Raw genomic sequence first — 14,734 nt, forward strand, 5'->3', positions numbered from 1 at the left:
CATGCTGCTGACCGTCCTCAAGCCTGGCGGCGTGGTAGCCGTTCAGCTCGAGGCGCTTTCTCCGTCGATCACGGAGAGGATGCTGGAGGACTATGCATATAACCAGGTGCCGCCCTTGCCCGGATAACTGTGCTGCGGCATGTTGATGTCAGAGCGCATTGGGGAGAGCGATGCGGGTCCCGGACCATCCACCAAAGCCCATCCAGCCGATTACCCGCCTATCCCAGTTTCACGATGCTGGCTTTGTGTTGATTAGCCACTGCTCTTCGGGCCGTGGCCATCAACATTTGATAGTCTATGAAACGGTGATGGCGCGCATGGGCGACGCCGAAGTCGACTACGCCCTCAAGGTCGCGATGACCTGTCCGGAATGCGGTGCCAGCGGTGGCGGCATGACCATGCTGATGCCTACCGCATGAGCTAAAAATGGCCGCGCCTTTTCAGGGCGCGGCCATTTTGCATCAAGCAGGTTCGGCTGCTTTCACTTGTGTCTTCTCGGCCAATGCCGGTTTATCCAGGTCGATAGCTACCCGGCCCAACGTTCCAGGGCGATAAGTGCCATCCAACTAACGCTTGCGCGCGGATGGAGCCACGTCCGACAGCAGCTGCGGGCCAGATCGGTCTTTTGTCACCATCGACATCGCCAATGAAGTAAACGACCATTTTTGGGCGCTGATGTTCACCAGAGGGACGGTGTGGTCCACAGTCTTTGCTGCAGCGTCCAACAGGCTCGTGTGCAGTTGCAACCCCTTGGCCATCGCACCTTCCGCAACCCAAAGGAGGGCATCATCGGACAGGCCAGTGATGTCCCCGCCGCCGCCGACTGAACCATGATCGCCCGGGAACCAGAGCTGCTGGTAGGGTAGCGCCTCTCCCTCAGGGCGACGGGCGTTCAGCTCGTCAAGATTGTCCCATGGAGCGGCCGGGAAGGTAGCTCGACGTTCGTCGATGGCGATAGCATGGCGTGCGGACGCCACGCTGCTTGAAAGGGCGAAGTCGTGGAAGGTGTACTTCCTGTTGAACAGTTTCGAGATCCAGAGAAACGACGGTACCCCCATCGCTCCCACTGTGTCCCACACGCCGAGATACGCAATCTTGAGCGGTACCACGACGGCCAGGTCGGTTTCGGGATGGTGCAGCTTTCGCCATTCTCGTTCCGCGCTGCCAGTCGTAACGCCTCGAGAGTTCTCCCAGCGGAAGGCACAGTTTTCGGGTGTGTCGGGATGCCCAGTGGTACCTCGGTTCTGATACCGCTTTATTGCCTCTGGAAGCATATGAATGCGGTCCCGGTCCAAGATACCGACCGAGCGGATCATCCCGGCCAAAGACCGCGCGGTATGGGCACCGCGAGAGAAGCCGAAAATGTAGATCTCGTCCCCAGGGCGGTAGTTGAACATGAGATTCTTGTAGGCTTCGACGACGTTTTGAAGCAGGCCCCAGCCGAACATCCCGCCGCCAAGACGGTCGATCTTCTTGGCAATGCTGCCGGTGCCGCGACCTGTGCCTACACCTTCCAGATAGAAGACGACCTGCGAAACGCCGTCGTCAGCTACCCCTGGAATCGCGCGGGCGAGTTTGAGGACATTGGTTGGATAGGCGGATTCGATGTGGTTCCAGGTCCCATCGCAGCAGAAAATAAGTCTTCTCATTTCGATCTCCTCACGACACCGGGCATTTGAGGTAGACATCGGCCGTGTCGCCGAAGAACATCGAGTTGACATGCTGGCCAGAGCTCTCGGCCATGCTGCGCGCAACGGACGGCAATTCTCGGACCGCCCTCTCGACATCATCGAGGGCAATGGGATTGTCACCTTCGGCCGGATCAATACGGATCAGATTGGGCTTACCGATCAGCAGTCCGGCCTGGCCGTTGGCGTTATGGCTCTGGGCCTTGACCGCAGCCCGGAACAATGCCGGCCCGCCAGCCCTGAGCGGATTGGTCCAGCCAAACACGCCCGATGTCTGAAGGTCTGCCGTCGAGAACAGGTCGTCACCAGTGCCGATGCTGAGAATGCGGATATTCTCGCTGGGCACGTCATAGCAGACCATGACATCGACCAGTGCCTGCATGACGGGGTTGTTGGCCCATAGGCCGCCATCGACCATCGTGTGCCCATCATTGGCGACACCGGAGTAGATCGTTGGCGCGGCTGCCGTGTGCAGTGCGACCCGAGCCGCCGTTACGTGCCGATCCTTCTTGTAGTCAGGGTGATGTGGCGTCTTGTAGATCCAAGGCTCGCCGTGTTGCCCTTCGAAGCTCGGGATGACCAGGCGAACCTCGGCGTCGTCGATATACATGTCGCCGAAAACTTCGAGTAGTTCGTCCATAAGGGCGTTCTGGTCGTGCTTTGCCTTGAACAGCCAGCGCAGCTTTTGGCGGATTGCAGCGAACCTTTTCGGCTTCGGAAAGATCGTGTGGCCGCGTTTGGTGTAGATGGTCATCGCTTCAGTCGCGGTCATGCCCTTCGCCAGCGCCAATGCGATGATGCCGCCGGTCGAGGTGCCGGCGATCATGTCGAAATGGTCGGCAACCGGTTTGCCGTTCAAAAAGCGGCGCTCAAGCTCGGCAAGATAGGCCGCAGGAAAAACGCCCCTGATGCCGCCGCCGTCGATGGAAAGAATGCGGAACAGCCGTTCCTCCGGCCATGGCTGCTTGACGCGGTTGTGCTGGATTGTGCCGTCTGAGCGACGGGGAGCGATATAGTTCATGATGTCACCTCGTCGATGTGCTGCTTGATAGTCGTCGGCACGGGGTCGCCTGGATGGCGACCGCCACCGAGCCATTTTCCGGTCAAAGACCAAGTCTCGTAAAAGTAGAGCCAGTCGCTGATCCAGCCGACAAAACGGTCCGAGATGGCCATGCCGTCGTTCCATTCGTTCTGCGCCGGGTCGAACAGGCACAAGAATGGACGATCGTTACGCCAATAAACGTGTGGCAATGGGCCATCTTGAAAGTCAGGCCTTTCGCGCAAGGAGGGGCGAAGGACGCGAACCCAGGGGAGGTTGTCCCCCTGGGTGAAGCTGATCTCGACGGAATAGGTGTCGTATTCGGCTTCCACGGCGCCGCGCCAGACCACGGTGTCTTCGGTCTGGGTGCGCACCTTGAACTGCGGCCAGGTGGCCTGCATTGAGGCGATCTGAGCAGGAATGGTCATGGCCTCGGTCACTTGCGCAGATCTCCGAAGAAGGTGTGAGCCACCGGCTTAGGAGCTGCGCTGGCGATCGATGGCACGGTGAGCGCGGCGGCGGCCGCCGAAGGCAGGACGACCTTCCCCGAAGGTGCGTAGGAGTGGCGACCCTCGCGAACGGCGGTCGCTTCCTTGGCGATACGGTCGACCGCATTGGAGACGACGCGGTCACCGAACATCTCACGCAGCCAGTCGCCAATTTCACCGGCTGACATCTGCATGGCTTCTTCCAAGCCCGCGACCAACTCGTCGAGATATCGAGCAAACTGGATCTGCTGCTTCTGGTTTTCAGGCCAGCGATCGGTGAAAACATCCTCAGCGTGAGACGGGTTCGAGACGTGAAGCAGCTCACCGCGGGCGCTCGCGGCGCGGATCTCGCGGGCAATATGGCGGCACAACTTGACCAGCATCTGGGACAGGGTGAGGCCAGGTTCGGCCACAAAGCCTGCCATGCACGACATCATCACCGACGGTGGAATGCGTGCGTCATAGTTCGCATAGCGGATGTTGCGATAGCGCTTGGCCAGCTGAAGGGCCAAGGTGGCGGTATTTTTCGCCACAAACTCCCGCTGATCAGGGACTTCATCGACCTCGGCATCTGCGCGATAGTTGGCAGCTTCGAACAAGCGCCAGCGGCGGTTAAACTCCGCGACAACCTGGACTTCAAACGGCGTGCGGTCCGTGTACCAACTCGCGAAGCCGTAGGCGTTCATCGGGACGAAGTCGTCATCGCCACGTGCGGCCGGCCCCTTTGAATGAGTGATGACGCTCTGGCGGTCAGGCGTGTTCACCTCACGAAAAGCAGGCGTGATGTCGAGGTGCATACCGTCCGCGTAATAGAGTGTGACGCAGCGCGTCTGGCGGACGACGGTCAGGCCCTGATATCCATCGAGGGCGTCAAACAGCTCGTCGAGAATCTCGTTCGGCTGCATTGAGCGGAAGCGACCGCCAAGCTGGGCGACAATGTCGATATCGAACTCGTCATCGGTTCCGCGGTTCGAAATCGTGGCGTCGATCGCCATCGATCCCTGCGGATAGAAGTGCTCGATCTGATCCTCAAAGGCCTTGGTGCCTTCGAGGAAGGTGCGGACAGCCTTGTAGCGGCTAGTCGCCTTGCGGTGCAGCGATGGCGGCAGCTGCACGTTGAATGCGATCTCGGCCAAGATGCGGTCGAGACGGGTGATAAACGGATTAGCAGTCGAGGTCAGGCTGGAAGTCATAACAATACCCTTTGCTGTCCGGCGGACGGTGGTTGTTCAAATCTGCGAATGTCATGTGGTCGGACATTTCGAGTCTCCTTGAGATGGCGGTCGTGCACTCGCCGCTGTTTTCTTGTTCGCGCGGAATCGATTTCCGCTGGGACCATAAGATTCCCGATTCCAGGTAATGTCAACTATACGCGCAAGATTGAACCGAACTGTGCATGACATGCACCGGTCTGTGCATGTCATTGACAACTTCCGCGAACACGGTTCTTTTCGCTTGCATGACGGAGATGGACCTATACATAGCGCTCGGGCGCAAGGTGGCCGCATCGCGCAAGCGACTAGGTCTGACGCAGGCCGATCTGGCTGCTCAGATCTCACTAACGCGTGCATCGGTCGCGAACATCGAGACTGGCCGGCAGCGCGTCATGCTCCATGACGTCTTCGCTCTCGTGGAGGCGCTGGGGGGCAAGTCGATCTTGGACTTCGTGCCTGAACGAGTGCCCAGGGCCATCGTAAAGGATGTTGCCTTCGCGGGCGACGGAGCAAGCAAAGAGGATGAACGAGCGATGCTTCAGATGATCGAGCTCGCGACCGCAGCTCCCCGGCGGCGGGCGAAATGAACGCGGACGACGCCAGGGAGGCAGCTCGGAAGCTCCTGAAGGACCAGAACGTGACGTCGGCGCCCGTGCCTGTGGAGCGCATCGCTCGACAGCTCGGCGTACGGGTGCAGTATGGACCGCTCGACAACGACCTCTCAGGGATGGCGCACATTCGCGATGGAGTCGTGATCGTCGGCGTGAATTCTCTTCATGCCCCTAACCGGCAACGGTTTACGCTTGCGCACGAGCTCGGACACGTGGTGCTACATCGCCCGATCCTCGAGGATAACGTGCATGTCGACCGAGTGCTGCTCCGGGACCGCGACTCTTCGTCCGGGCTTTACGAGCAGGAGATCCAGGCCAATGCCTTCGCCAGCGAGCTCCTGATGCCAACCGATCTTCTGAACACCGTCCTCGGCGGGCGGCAGGTCGTCCTCGACGACGACGAGGAGGTCGCCGCCCTCGCCAAGAAATTCCGCGTGAGCGAATCCGCCATGCGGTTCCGCTTTTTCAAGTGAGCCGCTCTTGTCCTTGGTACTCTACGATCTGGAGACGACCGGGCTCAGCAGTCACTTCGATCAGATTGTACAGTTCGGCGCAGTCAGGCTCGACGACGCCTTCGAGGTTGTCGAGCAATACGAGACGAGCTGCCGACTGCAGCCCCACATCGTCCCGGCTCCGTCCGCGCTGCACGTCACGGGCACGAGCTATTCGGACCTGATATCGCCAGCGCGTCGTTCGCATTTCTCGATGATCGTCGAGATCCACGAACTCTTCACCAGATGGAGCCCTGCGGCATTCATCGGCTACAACTCCATCAAGTTCGACGAGGAGTTCCTGCGGCACGCCTTCTATCAGTGCCTGCTCGAGCCGTACTTGACGAGTAGAGGGAATGCTCGGGGCGATGTTCTCAGGTTGGCTCGCGCGGTCTCCAAGCGCCGCCCGGACGTGCTGCCAACGGCGTTCGGACCGAACGGCGAGAGATCGATGAAGCTGCACGATGTGGCGACCGCATGCGGGTTCCGATCCGAAGGCGCGCATGAGGCGATGGCCGACGTGGAAGCGATGCGCTGGATCGTAAAGGTCGTGTCCGACGGCGCTCCAGATATCTGGTCGCGGTTCATGCAGTTCTCGACCAAGGCGGCAGCGCAGGACTTCATCCGAGAGGAAGATGCGTTCGTCTCGTTCGAAGCCGATCGCCCCGGCCAAGGGTTTCGCCTCCTGACCGCTTTCGGCCAGCACCCCGTCCAGGACGCCGTCCGCTACTGCCTCGACCTCTCGGTCTCAGTGGATGGCCTGCGCGCCGCCACGGACGAGGAACTGATCGAGATGTTCAAGCTGCGCGACGGACCGTTGCGCCGCGTTAAGGCCAATGGGTCGCCTCTTCTTTTCCCCCTCTACGAAGCCCTGGATACGACCTTCCCAGATCTTATCGAGGACGACGTGCTCCGACAGGCTCGTAGCATTCGGACGGATGAGGCTTTCACGGCGCGGTTGAACTCGGCGGCATCAGCCGCCGAGCGGGTCTTCGAGGAGTCCGACCACGTCGAGCAGCAGCTGTACGGCAGGTTCATCCCAGACTCCGAGAAGCCGATCATGCAGCAGTTCCATGTCGCGCCGTGGGAGGAAAGACTCAACATCCTGCGGAGATTCTCGGACGCGAGATTGCGGCGCCTGGGCCAGCGCGCGATCTACTTCGAGGCGCCGCACCTGATCCCCAACGAAGTGCGAGCGACGTTGGACGCGGCAGTTAGGCAGCGGTGGACCGGTGATACTTCCATGCCATGGATGACAGCGGCCAAAGCGATCGCCCAGATCCGGGCCATGCCCCCGGACCTGGATCGTTCCAGCCTTGCCGAATACGAGGCCTTCCTTCTTCAGGCCGTCTCGATTGCTTCGTAAGCGATCGGCCAGCCACGATCAGCGGGAAGTGAGAGTTCACACGGGATCTCAGTCACCTGCAAACACCCAAGTGGTCGAAGGCGATGGCAGCTTTCGGCAGACTTGTGGGGCCAAACGAACGTCCGAACTGGGGCGCACGGTCGTCAGGCTGCTCCCGAACCATCGCCGCCCTTCGCGGCAGCCATGCTAGACCCCGAAAACAGCTGTCTGCCAAACGAATTGCCTAGTGTCCACCGTAGCATGACCGCGACCCGTCGTCAGACCTGCTAGTACAGATCGCCGCTATCGCTATGTACGATCTTGTCTACAATGACCTGCATGATGATCGGATAGGGCACACTTTCCTCTTCGATTATCCGCCGACGCTTGTCGCCCAACGCGGACTCGGACTCCCAGCGTGACCGATCCCGCTCTCTGACTTCTGCTAAGATCGTGCTCTCCGCATCAAGAGCAGACGCGGAGGCTTCGCTCAGAAGATAGGCAGCCGCCCCACCGGTACTTGCGAGGGCGAATAAAAGGCGCTCAGGGAAACGATTTGAGAATGCCTTCGCCAAGGCCATACTCTGCTTGTCTCCTCCAATGCAGACCAGAGCGACGGGATCCTCCATCTCCAGAAGGTCAAACGCGGCCGTACCAGTGGATTGCCGTCGCGTGGCCGCCAGTCCAATGCGATCGAGGAACTCCTCGTCTTGCCTCTCCCTCTCCGACAGCTCGATCTGTCTATAGAGACGCACATTGGGCCGTCGTGACACCGCTTCGAGTCCACGCTCGGCAAAACTTGGCTCTTGATATTCGCCGGCCACCATGGCGACAAGATGCCCGACCGTCGGGCCGCCGTGCACCGCGACCTCGCCCCTTTCCGCCAGGACGGCACGGGCCAGACCGGCGACCGCCTGATCGATTCCCCATTGCCCAAGCCTGGATTTCTCGAAGCCAACTGTTTCGCTGGAAGGCGACGCCGTCACGCAGACGGTGCGACCCTTAAGCCGTGCTCCTTGAGACATCTTCACAGCAACCCTTGAAGCATGCGCCGCGTCGCCACCGCCATCGACCCCTCGTCTACGAGATCCATGTCGCACACGTCGGTCAGCCAGTCATGCTGCTGCTGACGTGACCGTTCCATTAACTGCGACAATCCGATGATGACGCTGCGGATGGGTGCGGCATTGGCAGTATGAGCACGGTGATAGTCCGACAATTCCGGGGGTCTAGGCGTCAGCCAAGTCGCGTAGGTCACCCCATGGGCGAGCAAGTGGTATGAACCATCGGCTCGCCTGACCGGAGCGGGACCGCCGGCCATGGCAACGGCTTGCTCGAAGGATTGCTCGAGTGCGACGCGACGACGGAGGATCGCTCTGTCGTGCTCCTGACGAATGAACTGCCGCACCGTCTGGAGAGGGACATCTTCAATGGTGAAATCCGTCCTGAGCTCTGAGCGGTGCAATAGTCGGCGCAGTCCTGGGTCGATGCCCGGGTCCTGCGGCGCTCCATTGAAATTCAGGGCGATGATGCCAATGCCGCAGGCCCTCGCCTGCGCAATCTCGAGTGCCACCCACGGCGACTGTGCGAGATTCGAGGATTCGAGGAGAAGAAGCAACGCCTTGTCACCGAGCTCCTGCAGAAGGCGAGCTTGGAAGTCCACGCCAGGCGCGATCCTGAAATGATCGAGAAAGACGTCGAACCCATCGTGAGACAAAGCGTCGAAGAGCTGTACCGCGGCGGCCGCCGTGTCGCTTTGCCGGTAGCTGATGAAAATCCGCGCCTGACTGGCCGTGATGGCTCCCGCCTGCAGCACGGCTGGGAGAGCTTCTTCCTCCTGCACACTCCAAAAGACGGCATTGATTTTATCGAGCGGCGACGGAAGGAGCCTCTTGGATGACGGCCGCGCCGTTTCTGGCAGCACCGGCAGGATGGAGAAAGTATTGTCATTCCCAATCCAGAACGCCAAGGGGTCGATGCTCGTCGGCGCAGGGGTGCAGTCATCGCCCACGAGCACCAGGAGCTTGTGGCAATCGTGCTCGAGTAAGGCATGACACACGTCGCACCACCCGCCGCAAGGCGCCACTACTTGGGTAGCATGGGCACCCGATCGCAGCTCCCGCAGCAAGGCGACAGAAAGCGCTTCCATTGAACGCGCGGCGGCTGCGGATCCTACGTGGCAGAACTCGATGAGCATGGAGGTTGGCATCGCAAGGCCGTTGAAGGTCTCGCATTGCTTCATGCCGCCAATCTCGGTGCGTACCACGAATTGTATGTCTTGATGCAAAGGCATGTGGCACCGCGGACGCTGTTATCCTCTAAAGCAGTAGCTGAAGCGCAAGGTGTTGTCCAAACCGCTCAAGCACATCGCAATGGCGATTTGACCCGCAGCGGTAAACCATGTTCTTTCTCTGACGACATTTCCAGCAGTCAAGGTGACATACCGTGGACCAGAACGGCACACTCGAAGCAAAGATTGCTTATCTGGGAATGATCCAAGGCGTGATCGCTCGCATGGCAACGGATGGGCAGACGATGAAAGCGTTGGCCATCACCGTGGGGGCCGCAGTCGTCGCTCTCTCTCCGGATGGAGGTCGCGCGGTCATCTGGCTGTCGATCGCGGGTCTGGTCGCGGTTTGCCTGTTCTGGTGGCAGGCCGCTTACCATTTGCACGTTGAGCATGCCTATCGTCGGCTCTATGACCTTGTGCGGCAAGACAAGCCGTTGCCGGCCTTCTCGATGGATTGGCGTACATACGGGGGTGAAGTGCCCTCCACCTTCGCACTTGCGAGACGTTGGGCGGTCGCGCTTCCATTTGGCGCCACCTTTGTTCTTCTTGCGACGTTCGCGATCAGCACGGCCACGACGCCTTTGGCCCCCACGGCCAACCACACATCGGTGCAGCCAACAAAATGAAACGAACTCTCAGGCTGTTCGATCGCCTCTGGAGAAGCTCAAGTGTCGAAAGGTCGGCATTTTTTCATGTCGATCATCATGCACAGACTGACGGTTACCCCAGTCATACACTGGCTTGACCGTAGTCAGGACCGAGACCCCGATAGCGACACCGTCCGCCCCTGGTCGTCAGGGCACGGCCTACAGCGCCTGAACCAAATAATATTGGCTGCTTTTGGGAATTGTGGCGGTTGGCTGGAAGGGCGGAAATGGGGCGCGTAGGCGAGTTCCATTGAGTCGCTTGATCGTTGTCGTTCGATTTATCTACTGCCCTTCCTACTTCCAGTTAGCGGGCATTTCTTCGGTAGAGTACAAGCCAACGCGTGAACACCAACGCGAACGAGCTCGGCCGTGACAGTCAACGCGCACAAAGTTATCACGGCAATATCTGTCCGCTACCTCGATGCGGCTAGGGTGCTACACAAGAACTCGACAACAGCGGATACTTTCTGGGAGCCCTTAAATCATCTCTTCGCGATGGCCGCGGAGTTGGCGCTCAAGGCCTTCCTCGAACGCGCCGGGGTTTCGGAAAAAGAACTCAAGCACCAAAATGTCCGGCATTCTCTAAATTCCCTCCTGCTTCTGGCGATCAGCAGGGGCCTTCGGACTAACCACGAGGTTGCCGAGGTACTAATGGCGATGGATGCAGCCCACTCGTCTCACGCCTACCGTTACGTTCCACGCCCTGAAGAAGGTGCCTCGGTCACTATACACTCCGCTCGCCCGGCCAGCGCATACCCGGCGATTCAGCGATTGCTTGACCAATGCGCCGATGATCCGACATTCCTCAGGACAAAGACGAAGTTTCCAGAGGAATGGCCGCCAGCCTCCTTACCCGTGTATCCCGTCACCGTTGAGCAGATGCAGGAATGGATAGCGGAGAAGCAAAGCCTTTGGGAGTTTGCGAGCACGGTCCAGCAGTGGCGACCGGTCGCCAAAGACTGATTTCCACCAAGCTGGTGGGCAAGTGCGTCGAACGACAACGTCCGCTTTCGGCAGATCAAAATCGCGAGCCAAACGGCGGGAAAGGGGCGCTTAGTCGCCCGCAATCTGAGTGAGGCGTGGGGAAGAATAGACGGTCGGGAAGGCGGACTTTCCCACTACGCTTCCTTGCGGCCGGCGATGCACTTTACGCAATAACCGCCCCACACTCCATGAAGAAGCCGGCCAGCATGGCCGGCTTCTATCCAAATTATATCTGGCCCTACGCTTCTGAGCGGCGGGAGAATTCCTTATTCACGCGAGCTACGGCCGCTGACAACAGGGCTGTTTTGTAGCGGTTGCCGGCCTCAGTGGCGCCAGCTTCGGTGCCCCGCGCGGCACGAACGTGCCTTCGATCCAGGTTCTGCGCCCGGTCTCTGCGCTCGCGCAGCCGTTTAGCCAGTGCTCTCAAATCGTCCGCAGACATGCCCGAAAGAGCTGGGTGCCGCGCCTCGGACACCATCTCTCGCTCTCCATTGTCCAGATACCGCTCTTCGTTCTTTCTGTTGCTGGCCATTGCTCTTCTCCTTGGGTGTATGAAGGCGAATGCAACTACCGAAGCACCGTTCCCCGATCTAGGTGCGATCCATTGTCTCGCCAGCCAACTCCCCTTCGCCCCACAATCCATGCAAGGGTAGCTGCAGCCCCGCGGCTGAAAATGCGAATGTTGCCGATGGCGGCATCAAGAACGCCAGCGAGGAGAAAATTCAATTGGGGTCAGGGCTCTGGAATCCCTGGCATCTGCGGCTGCCAGAGGCACGCTTGGGCTATTGGCCGCTCACTAGCGACTGGCCGGCCCGTTTTCCTGGTCGGGGATATTGAGGCGGTCGTTAGTGAACTGCGACCAGACAGCGATGAACAAGGCAGCCACCAGCGGGCCCAGTACGAAGCCGTTCACACCGAACAGGGATAGACCGCCCAGCGTGGAGATCAACACCACATAGTCAGGCATTCTGGTCTCTCGGCCAACCAGCAGTGGCCGCAGAAGGTTGTCGATCATGCTGATGACCAAGGCGCCGACCAGTGCCAGAATGATGGCCTTGGTCATTTCCCCATTGAGGCCGAGGTAGACGGAAAACGGCGCCCAGACGAGTATTGCACCAACCGCCGGCAGGAGCGACAGCACGGCCATGACAACGCCCCATAGGAGCGGCGCGTCAATGCCAAGTGCCCAGAATGTCAATCCGCCAAGCCCGCCCTGAATGACGGCAATGAGCATGTTGCCCCGGACGGTTGCCTTTACGACCGAGACGAATTTTGCGGCGATTTCGTCCGTGCGATGCCGGTCGAGCGGAATGGCATTGCGGATCATTCCGGTGAGCGGCTTGCCGTCGCGGAACAGGAAAAACAGCAGATACAGCATGATCGCCAGACCGATGACGAATTGCAGCGTCGACTGGCCAACACCGAGTGCACCGCTGGCTATTGTCTGGCTGGCCGTCGAGAGCGCTGACACGATGCTTTCCTGGATTTCTTCCAGATTGCTCAGGTTCATGCCCGCCAGAGCGTTATTGGCGAAATCCGGCAACATGTTTTGAAGCTGGGCCAGAGCATCGGCCAAGGTGTAGTCGCTGTCGCGCACCTGCCGGTAGAGCGAGGCGGCTTCGACCGATATTGAGGTGATGATCAAGATCGCTGGAATGAGTACGACGCAAATGCAGACCAGCACACTGGCAACAGCGGCCAGACTGCGTTGCCCGCGAAACATCACAGTCAGGCGCCGTTGCAGGGGGTTGAACAGGATTGCGAGGATGACAGCCCACAGAATGGCGCTGAAGTACGGCAGCAGAAGCAAGGCGAACGCCGCCGTAATCGCCACGACCAGCGCCAGAAAGGTGAAGTTTTGAATGCTCTGTCTAGTCAAACGTGTCGCCCTCGGTCATGCAATGGACTGCAAATGTCCATCGACCGAACGCAGAGTACCTTAGTTAGGTTGTGTCTGCCCTGCGAGAACCTGCCACATTCACCAATCCACACGACACTTTCGCTCGTTTTGTCGCGCCGAAGGCAGCTTTTGGGAAACGTGGAATGGTCGGTCGAACGGCCGGAAGGGGGCGCATAGTTGCCTGCATATTCTTCCTTATCTACTGCGCCAGCACTCGCTCTGGATGTCGACATGGCCCGGCGTTAATTCCGTCAGGAGATGCTGAGCAGGTGGGCAAGCGTCGATGTTTGAACGGTCAAACTTACAACTAGGATTTGCTCCGTATGTTTCCAAAAACCGACCAATCGGTGCGGTTAGTTAGATACTCCAGCCCTAGAACACCAAGCCAGCTATTTCCAAATGGGTCCAGCGCAGGAGACCAAGCAGCGATGGATGCAGTGTGTGGCACGACCGCGAGGATGCCGCCTCCGACACCCGATTTTGCTGGCAGGCCTACCCGAAAGGCGAAGTCTCCGGAGCCGTCGTACATACCGCAGGTCATCATGATTGAAAGAATGCGTCTGGCGCGCCGAGATGCGTGAAATCCTCGGTCTGATCTGGCACCCGGACCCTCGTGCATCAGAAAGCGTCCTGCTTTGGCCAGCCCGGCGCAATCGACGGAAATGGCGCACTGATGCACATAGGCTTCCATCACGTCATTGACCTTATGGCGCAGATTGTCATGATGTTTCGCCATAAACAGCAAGGACCGATTGAGATCGCCGCTCGAGCGATCACTTTCCAGGACGTCGGTGTCGAAAGTAGCGGCTTCGTCGTCCAGCTGCTGTTTTACGAAACTCATCACCGAACCGTTTGCATCTTCCCCTTCAGCATCGAGCAGCGAGTCGACTACGACTAGTGCGCCAGCATTGATGAAGGGGTTTCGCGGCACCCCTTTGAAGCGCTCGAGATCAATAATGGAATTGAACGCGTCCCCCGAAGGCTCCCGGCCAACTCTCCTCCAGAGCTTGTCACCGTGTCTTTGCAGCGCCACTTCCAGCGCGAATACCTTAGAAATGGACTGGATCGGAAAAGCGGTAGATGCGTCACCAGACTGGATGAGACCGCCGTCGCGGGTAAATACCGACAACCCGAATTTAGCGAAGTCCACTTTTCGAGGAGCCGGTTTGTCGTGCTCGTCCGCCGCCTCTTTCGCGTTGACATAGATTTGCTCAGCGCGGTCTTTTACTTCGACGACCGTCTCATCAAGGATTGCCTGTAGCTCAACAACGCTATGCAGATGTTCTTTCACTCAGAACCCCCGTTTTCGGGTCAACGTGCAGCGGGGACTTGAGTGGCAGAGTCGGAAGGATAATTATCGATGCTTTCCGCCCCTCCAACGCGCTTTAAGCACAAGCACCTAATAGTGAACCCGCGCCTGAGCGCGGGTTCATTGGCTTTGTGCCGTGTTAGGGCTAGTCGTTCCAGAGCTCGAGCTGCTGCGCGGCGGTAGGCTCGATTGCCAACGACAGTCGATTGGCTTCCCAGGTAAACTGATCGATCGGAACGATCACATCGCCATCAACGTAACCAGCGGCCTGTTCGAAATCGACAACCAGGGCGGTCGCGGTGGTCGCGTCGGTTCCCAGCACGGCTTCGATTTCACCAATCTTGGTGCCTGCTGCGTCGTAAAGATCCCAGTCCTCTATCTGGTCAACCGTGCTGTTGAATGCAGCTACCTGCGCATTGTCCTCTAGCTCGACCCACGGGGCCTGAGCCTGTGCCACTGCGGGTGCCGCGACAAAAAGAGCGACGACGGTAAGAAGTGGGAAAGTTGCTTTTTTCATTCTAAGTCTCCGTTTGCTATGGGAGGACACGCCCCAGGCATCGCATGCGGTTGCCGGGCAAAATGTCGCAATAGTCGGCGCTGGGTGAGTGCCGCGGATCGCGGCCGTTGAAATGTAGATTAGGTGATCGCAACGCTGTGTAGATGGACCTGTTCCGGTCGTGAGTGCTTCAGCACGCTTGGCCCTGGCGTGACGGTTGCTGTCTCTCCCA

Annotated in this window: 17 protein-coding genes; 7 read left to right on the forward strand and 10 right to left on the reverse strand. The window is 59.1% G+C overall.

Annotated features, from left to right (window positions below; translation table 11 throughout):
- Position 1: 1 nt before the first annotated feature.
- Both P0Y65_20845 and P0Y65_20850 read left to right on the forward strand, forming a co-directional pair.
- Positions 2 to 127 (forward strand): hypothetical protein, encoded by a 126-nt coding sequence (locus P0Y65_20845; protein ID WEK04591.1) that lies wholly within the window; start codon positions 2 to 4, stop codon positions 125 to 127.
- A gap of 160 nt (positions 128 to 287) precedes the next feature.
- Positions 288 to 419 carry a hypothetical protein gene (locus P0Y65_20850; protein WEK04592.1) on the forward strand — a complete coding sequence of 44 codons (132 nt, stop codon included), beginning with the start codon at positions 288 to 290 and terminating at the stop codon, positions 417 to 419.
- A gap of 147 nt (positions 420 to 566) precedes the next feature.
- Here the strand turns inward: P0Y65_20850 and P0Y65_20855 are convergent, their stop codons facing one another.
- Genes P0Y65_20855 through P0Y65_20870 form a run of 4 tightly spaced genes read right to left on the reverse strand, consistent with a single transcriptional unit; the run spans position 567 to position 4,408 of the window.
- Positions 567 to 1,649: a DUF2235 domain-containing protein gene (locus P0Y65_20855; protein ID WEK04593.1), complete on the reverse strand. Its 1,083-nt coding sequence runs from the start codon at positions 1,647 to 1,649 to the stop codon at positions 567 to 569.
- Positions 1,650 to 1,659: 10 nt separating this feature from the next.
- Positions 1,660 to 2,709, reverse strand: a complete 1,050-nt coding sequence (locus tag P0Y65_20860) for a CBASS cGAMP-activated phospholipase (GenBank protein WEK04594.1) — start codon at positions 2,707 to 2,709, stop codon at positions 1,660 to 1,662.
- Positions 2,706 to 3,167 carry a hypothetical protein gene (locus P0Y65_20865; GenBank protein WEK04595.1) on the reverse strand — a complete coding sequence of 154 codons (462 nt, stop codon included), beginning with the start codon at positions 3,165 to 3,167 and terminating at the stop codon, positions 2,706 to 2,708. Before P0Y65_20865 ends, P0Y65_20860 begins: the two co-directional genes overlap by 4 nt.
- On the reverse strand, positions 3,164 to 4,408 hold the full coding sequence (locus tag P0Y65_20870; GenBank protein WEK04596.1) for a nucleotidyltransferase: 1,245 nt from the start codon (positions 4,406 to 4,408) through the stop codon (positions 3,164 to 3,166). The genes P0Y65_20865 and P0Y65_20870 overlap by 4 nt, the downstream gene beginning before the upstream one ends.
- A 275-nt stretch (positions 4,409 to 4,683) precedes the next feature.
- On the opposite strand from P0Y65_20870, the gene P0Y65_20875 reads away from it, so the two are divergent.
- From P0Y65_20875 to P0Y65_20885, 3 genes are read left to right on the forward strand one after another with little or no spacing between them, the layout of a single operon-like run.
- Complete coding sequence (locus P0Y65_20875) at positions 4,684 to 5,016, forward strand: helix-turn-helix transcriptional regulator (GenBank protein ID WEK04597.1); 333 nt, start codon at positions 4,684 to 4,686, stop codon at positions 5,014 to 5,016.
- Positions 5,013 to 5,513: an ImmA/IrrE family metallo-endopeptidase gene (locus P0Y65_20880; GenBank protein WEK04598.1), complete on the forward strand. Its 501-nt coding sequence runs from the start codon at positions 5,013 to 5,015 to the stop codon at positions 5,511 to 5,513. The genes P0Y65_20875 and P0Y65_20880 overlap by 4 nt, the downstream gene beginning before the upstream one ends.
- 7 nt (positions 5,514 to 5,520) lie before the next feature.
- Positions 5,521 to 6,897 (forward strand): exonuclease domain-containing protein, encoded by a 1,377-nt coding sequence (locus P0Y65_20885; protein ID WEK04599.1) that lies wholly within the window; start codon positions 5,521 to 5,523, stop codon positions 6,895 to 6,897.
- Between the two features lie 266 nt (positions 6,898 to 7,163).
- Here P0Y65_20885 and P0Y65_20890 read toward each other — a convergent pair whose 3' ends face one another.
- Together P0Y65_20890 and P0Y65_20895 are read right to left on the reverse strand one after the other, a co-directional pair.
- Positions 7,164 to 7,862 (reverse strand): hypothetical protein, encoded by a 699-nt coding sequence (locus P0Y65_20890; protein WEK04600.1) that lies wholly within the window; start codon positions 7,860 to 7,862, stop codon positions 7,164 to 7,166.
- 41 nt (positions 7,863 to 7,903) lie between these two features.
- Positions 7,904 to 9,142 carry a toll/interleukin-1 receptor domain-containing protein gene (locus P0Y65_20895; protein ID WEK04601.1) on the reverse strand — a complete coding sequence of 413 codons (1,239 nt, stop codon included), beginning with the start codon at positions 9,140 to 9,142 and terminating at the stop codon, positions 7,904 to 7,906.
- 179 nt (positions 9,143 to 9,321) lie between these two features.
- Here P0Y65_20895 and P0Y65_20900 point away from each other — a divergent pair, with 179 nt between their 5' ends.
- Positions 9,322 to 9,792 (forward strand): hypothetical protein, encoded by a 471-nt coding sequence (locus P0Y65_20900; protein ID WEK04602.1) that lies wholly within the window; start codon positions 9,322 to 9,324, stop codon positions 9,790 to 9,792.
- A 390-nt stretch (positions 9,793 to 10,182) separates the two neighbouring features.
- Positions 10,183 to 10,776 carry a hypothetical protein gene (locus P0Y65_20905; protein ID WEK04603.1) on the forward strand — a complete coding sequence of 198 codons (594 nt, stop codon included), beginning with the start codon at positions 10,183 to 10,185 and terminating at the stop codon, positions 10,774 to 10,776.
- 259 nt (positions 10,777 to 11,035) lie between these two features.
- Here P0Y65_20905 and P0Y65_20910 read toward each other — a convergent pair whose 3' ends face one another.
- The 4 genes from P0Y65_20910 to P0Y65_20925 form a co-directional block, all read right to left on the reverse strand.
- Positions 11,036 to 11,329, reverse strand: a complete 294-nt coding sequence (locus P0Y65_20910; protein WEK04604.1) for a hypothetical protein — start codon at positions 11,327 to 11,329, stop codon at positions 11,036 to 11,038.
- Positions 11,330 to 11,593: 264 nt separating this feature from the next.
- Positions 11,594 to 12,676 carry an AI-2E family transporter gene (locus P0Y65_20915; GenBank protein WEK04605.1) on the reverse strand — a complete coding sequence of 361 codons (1,083 nt, stop codon included), beginning with the start codon at positions 12,674 to 12,676 and terminating at the stop codon, positions 11,594 to 11,596.
- Positions 12,677 to 13,004: 328 nt separating this feature from the next.
- A complete protein-coding gene (gene glsA, locus P0Y65_20920) occupies positions 13,005 to 13,988 on the reverse strand; it encodes a glutaminase A (GenBank protein ID WEK04606.1) in 984 nt (327 codons plus the stop codon).
- 163 nt (positions 13,989 to 14,151) lie between these two features.
- On the reverse strand, positions 14,152 to 14,523 hold the full coding sequence (locus P0Y65_20925) for a hypothetical protein (GenBank protein ID WEK04607.1): 372 nt from the start codon (positions 14,521 to 14,523) through the stop codon (positions 14,152 to 14,154).
- Between the last annotated feature and the right edge of the window lie 211 nt (positions 14,524 to 14,734).

Source organism: Candidatus Devosia phytovorans (assembly GCA_029202405.1).
GTDB lineage: Bacteria > Pseudomonadota > Alphaproteobacteria > Rhizobiales > Devosiaceae > Devosia > Devosia phytovorans.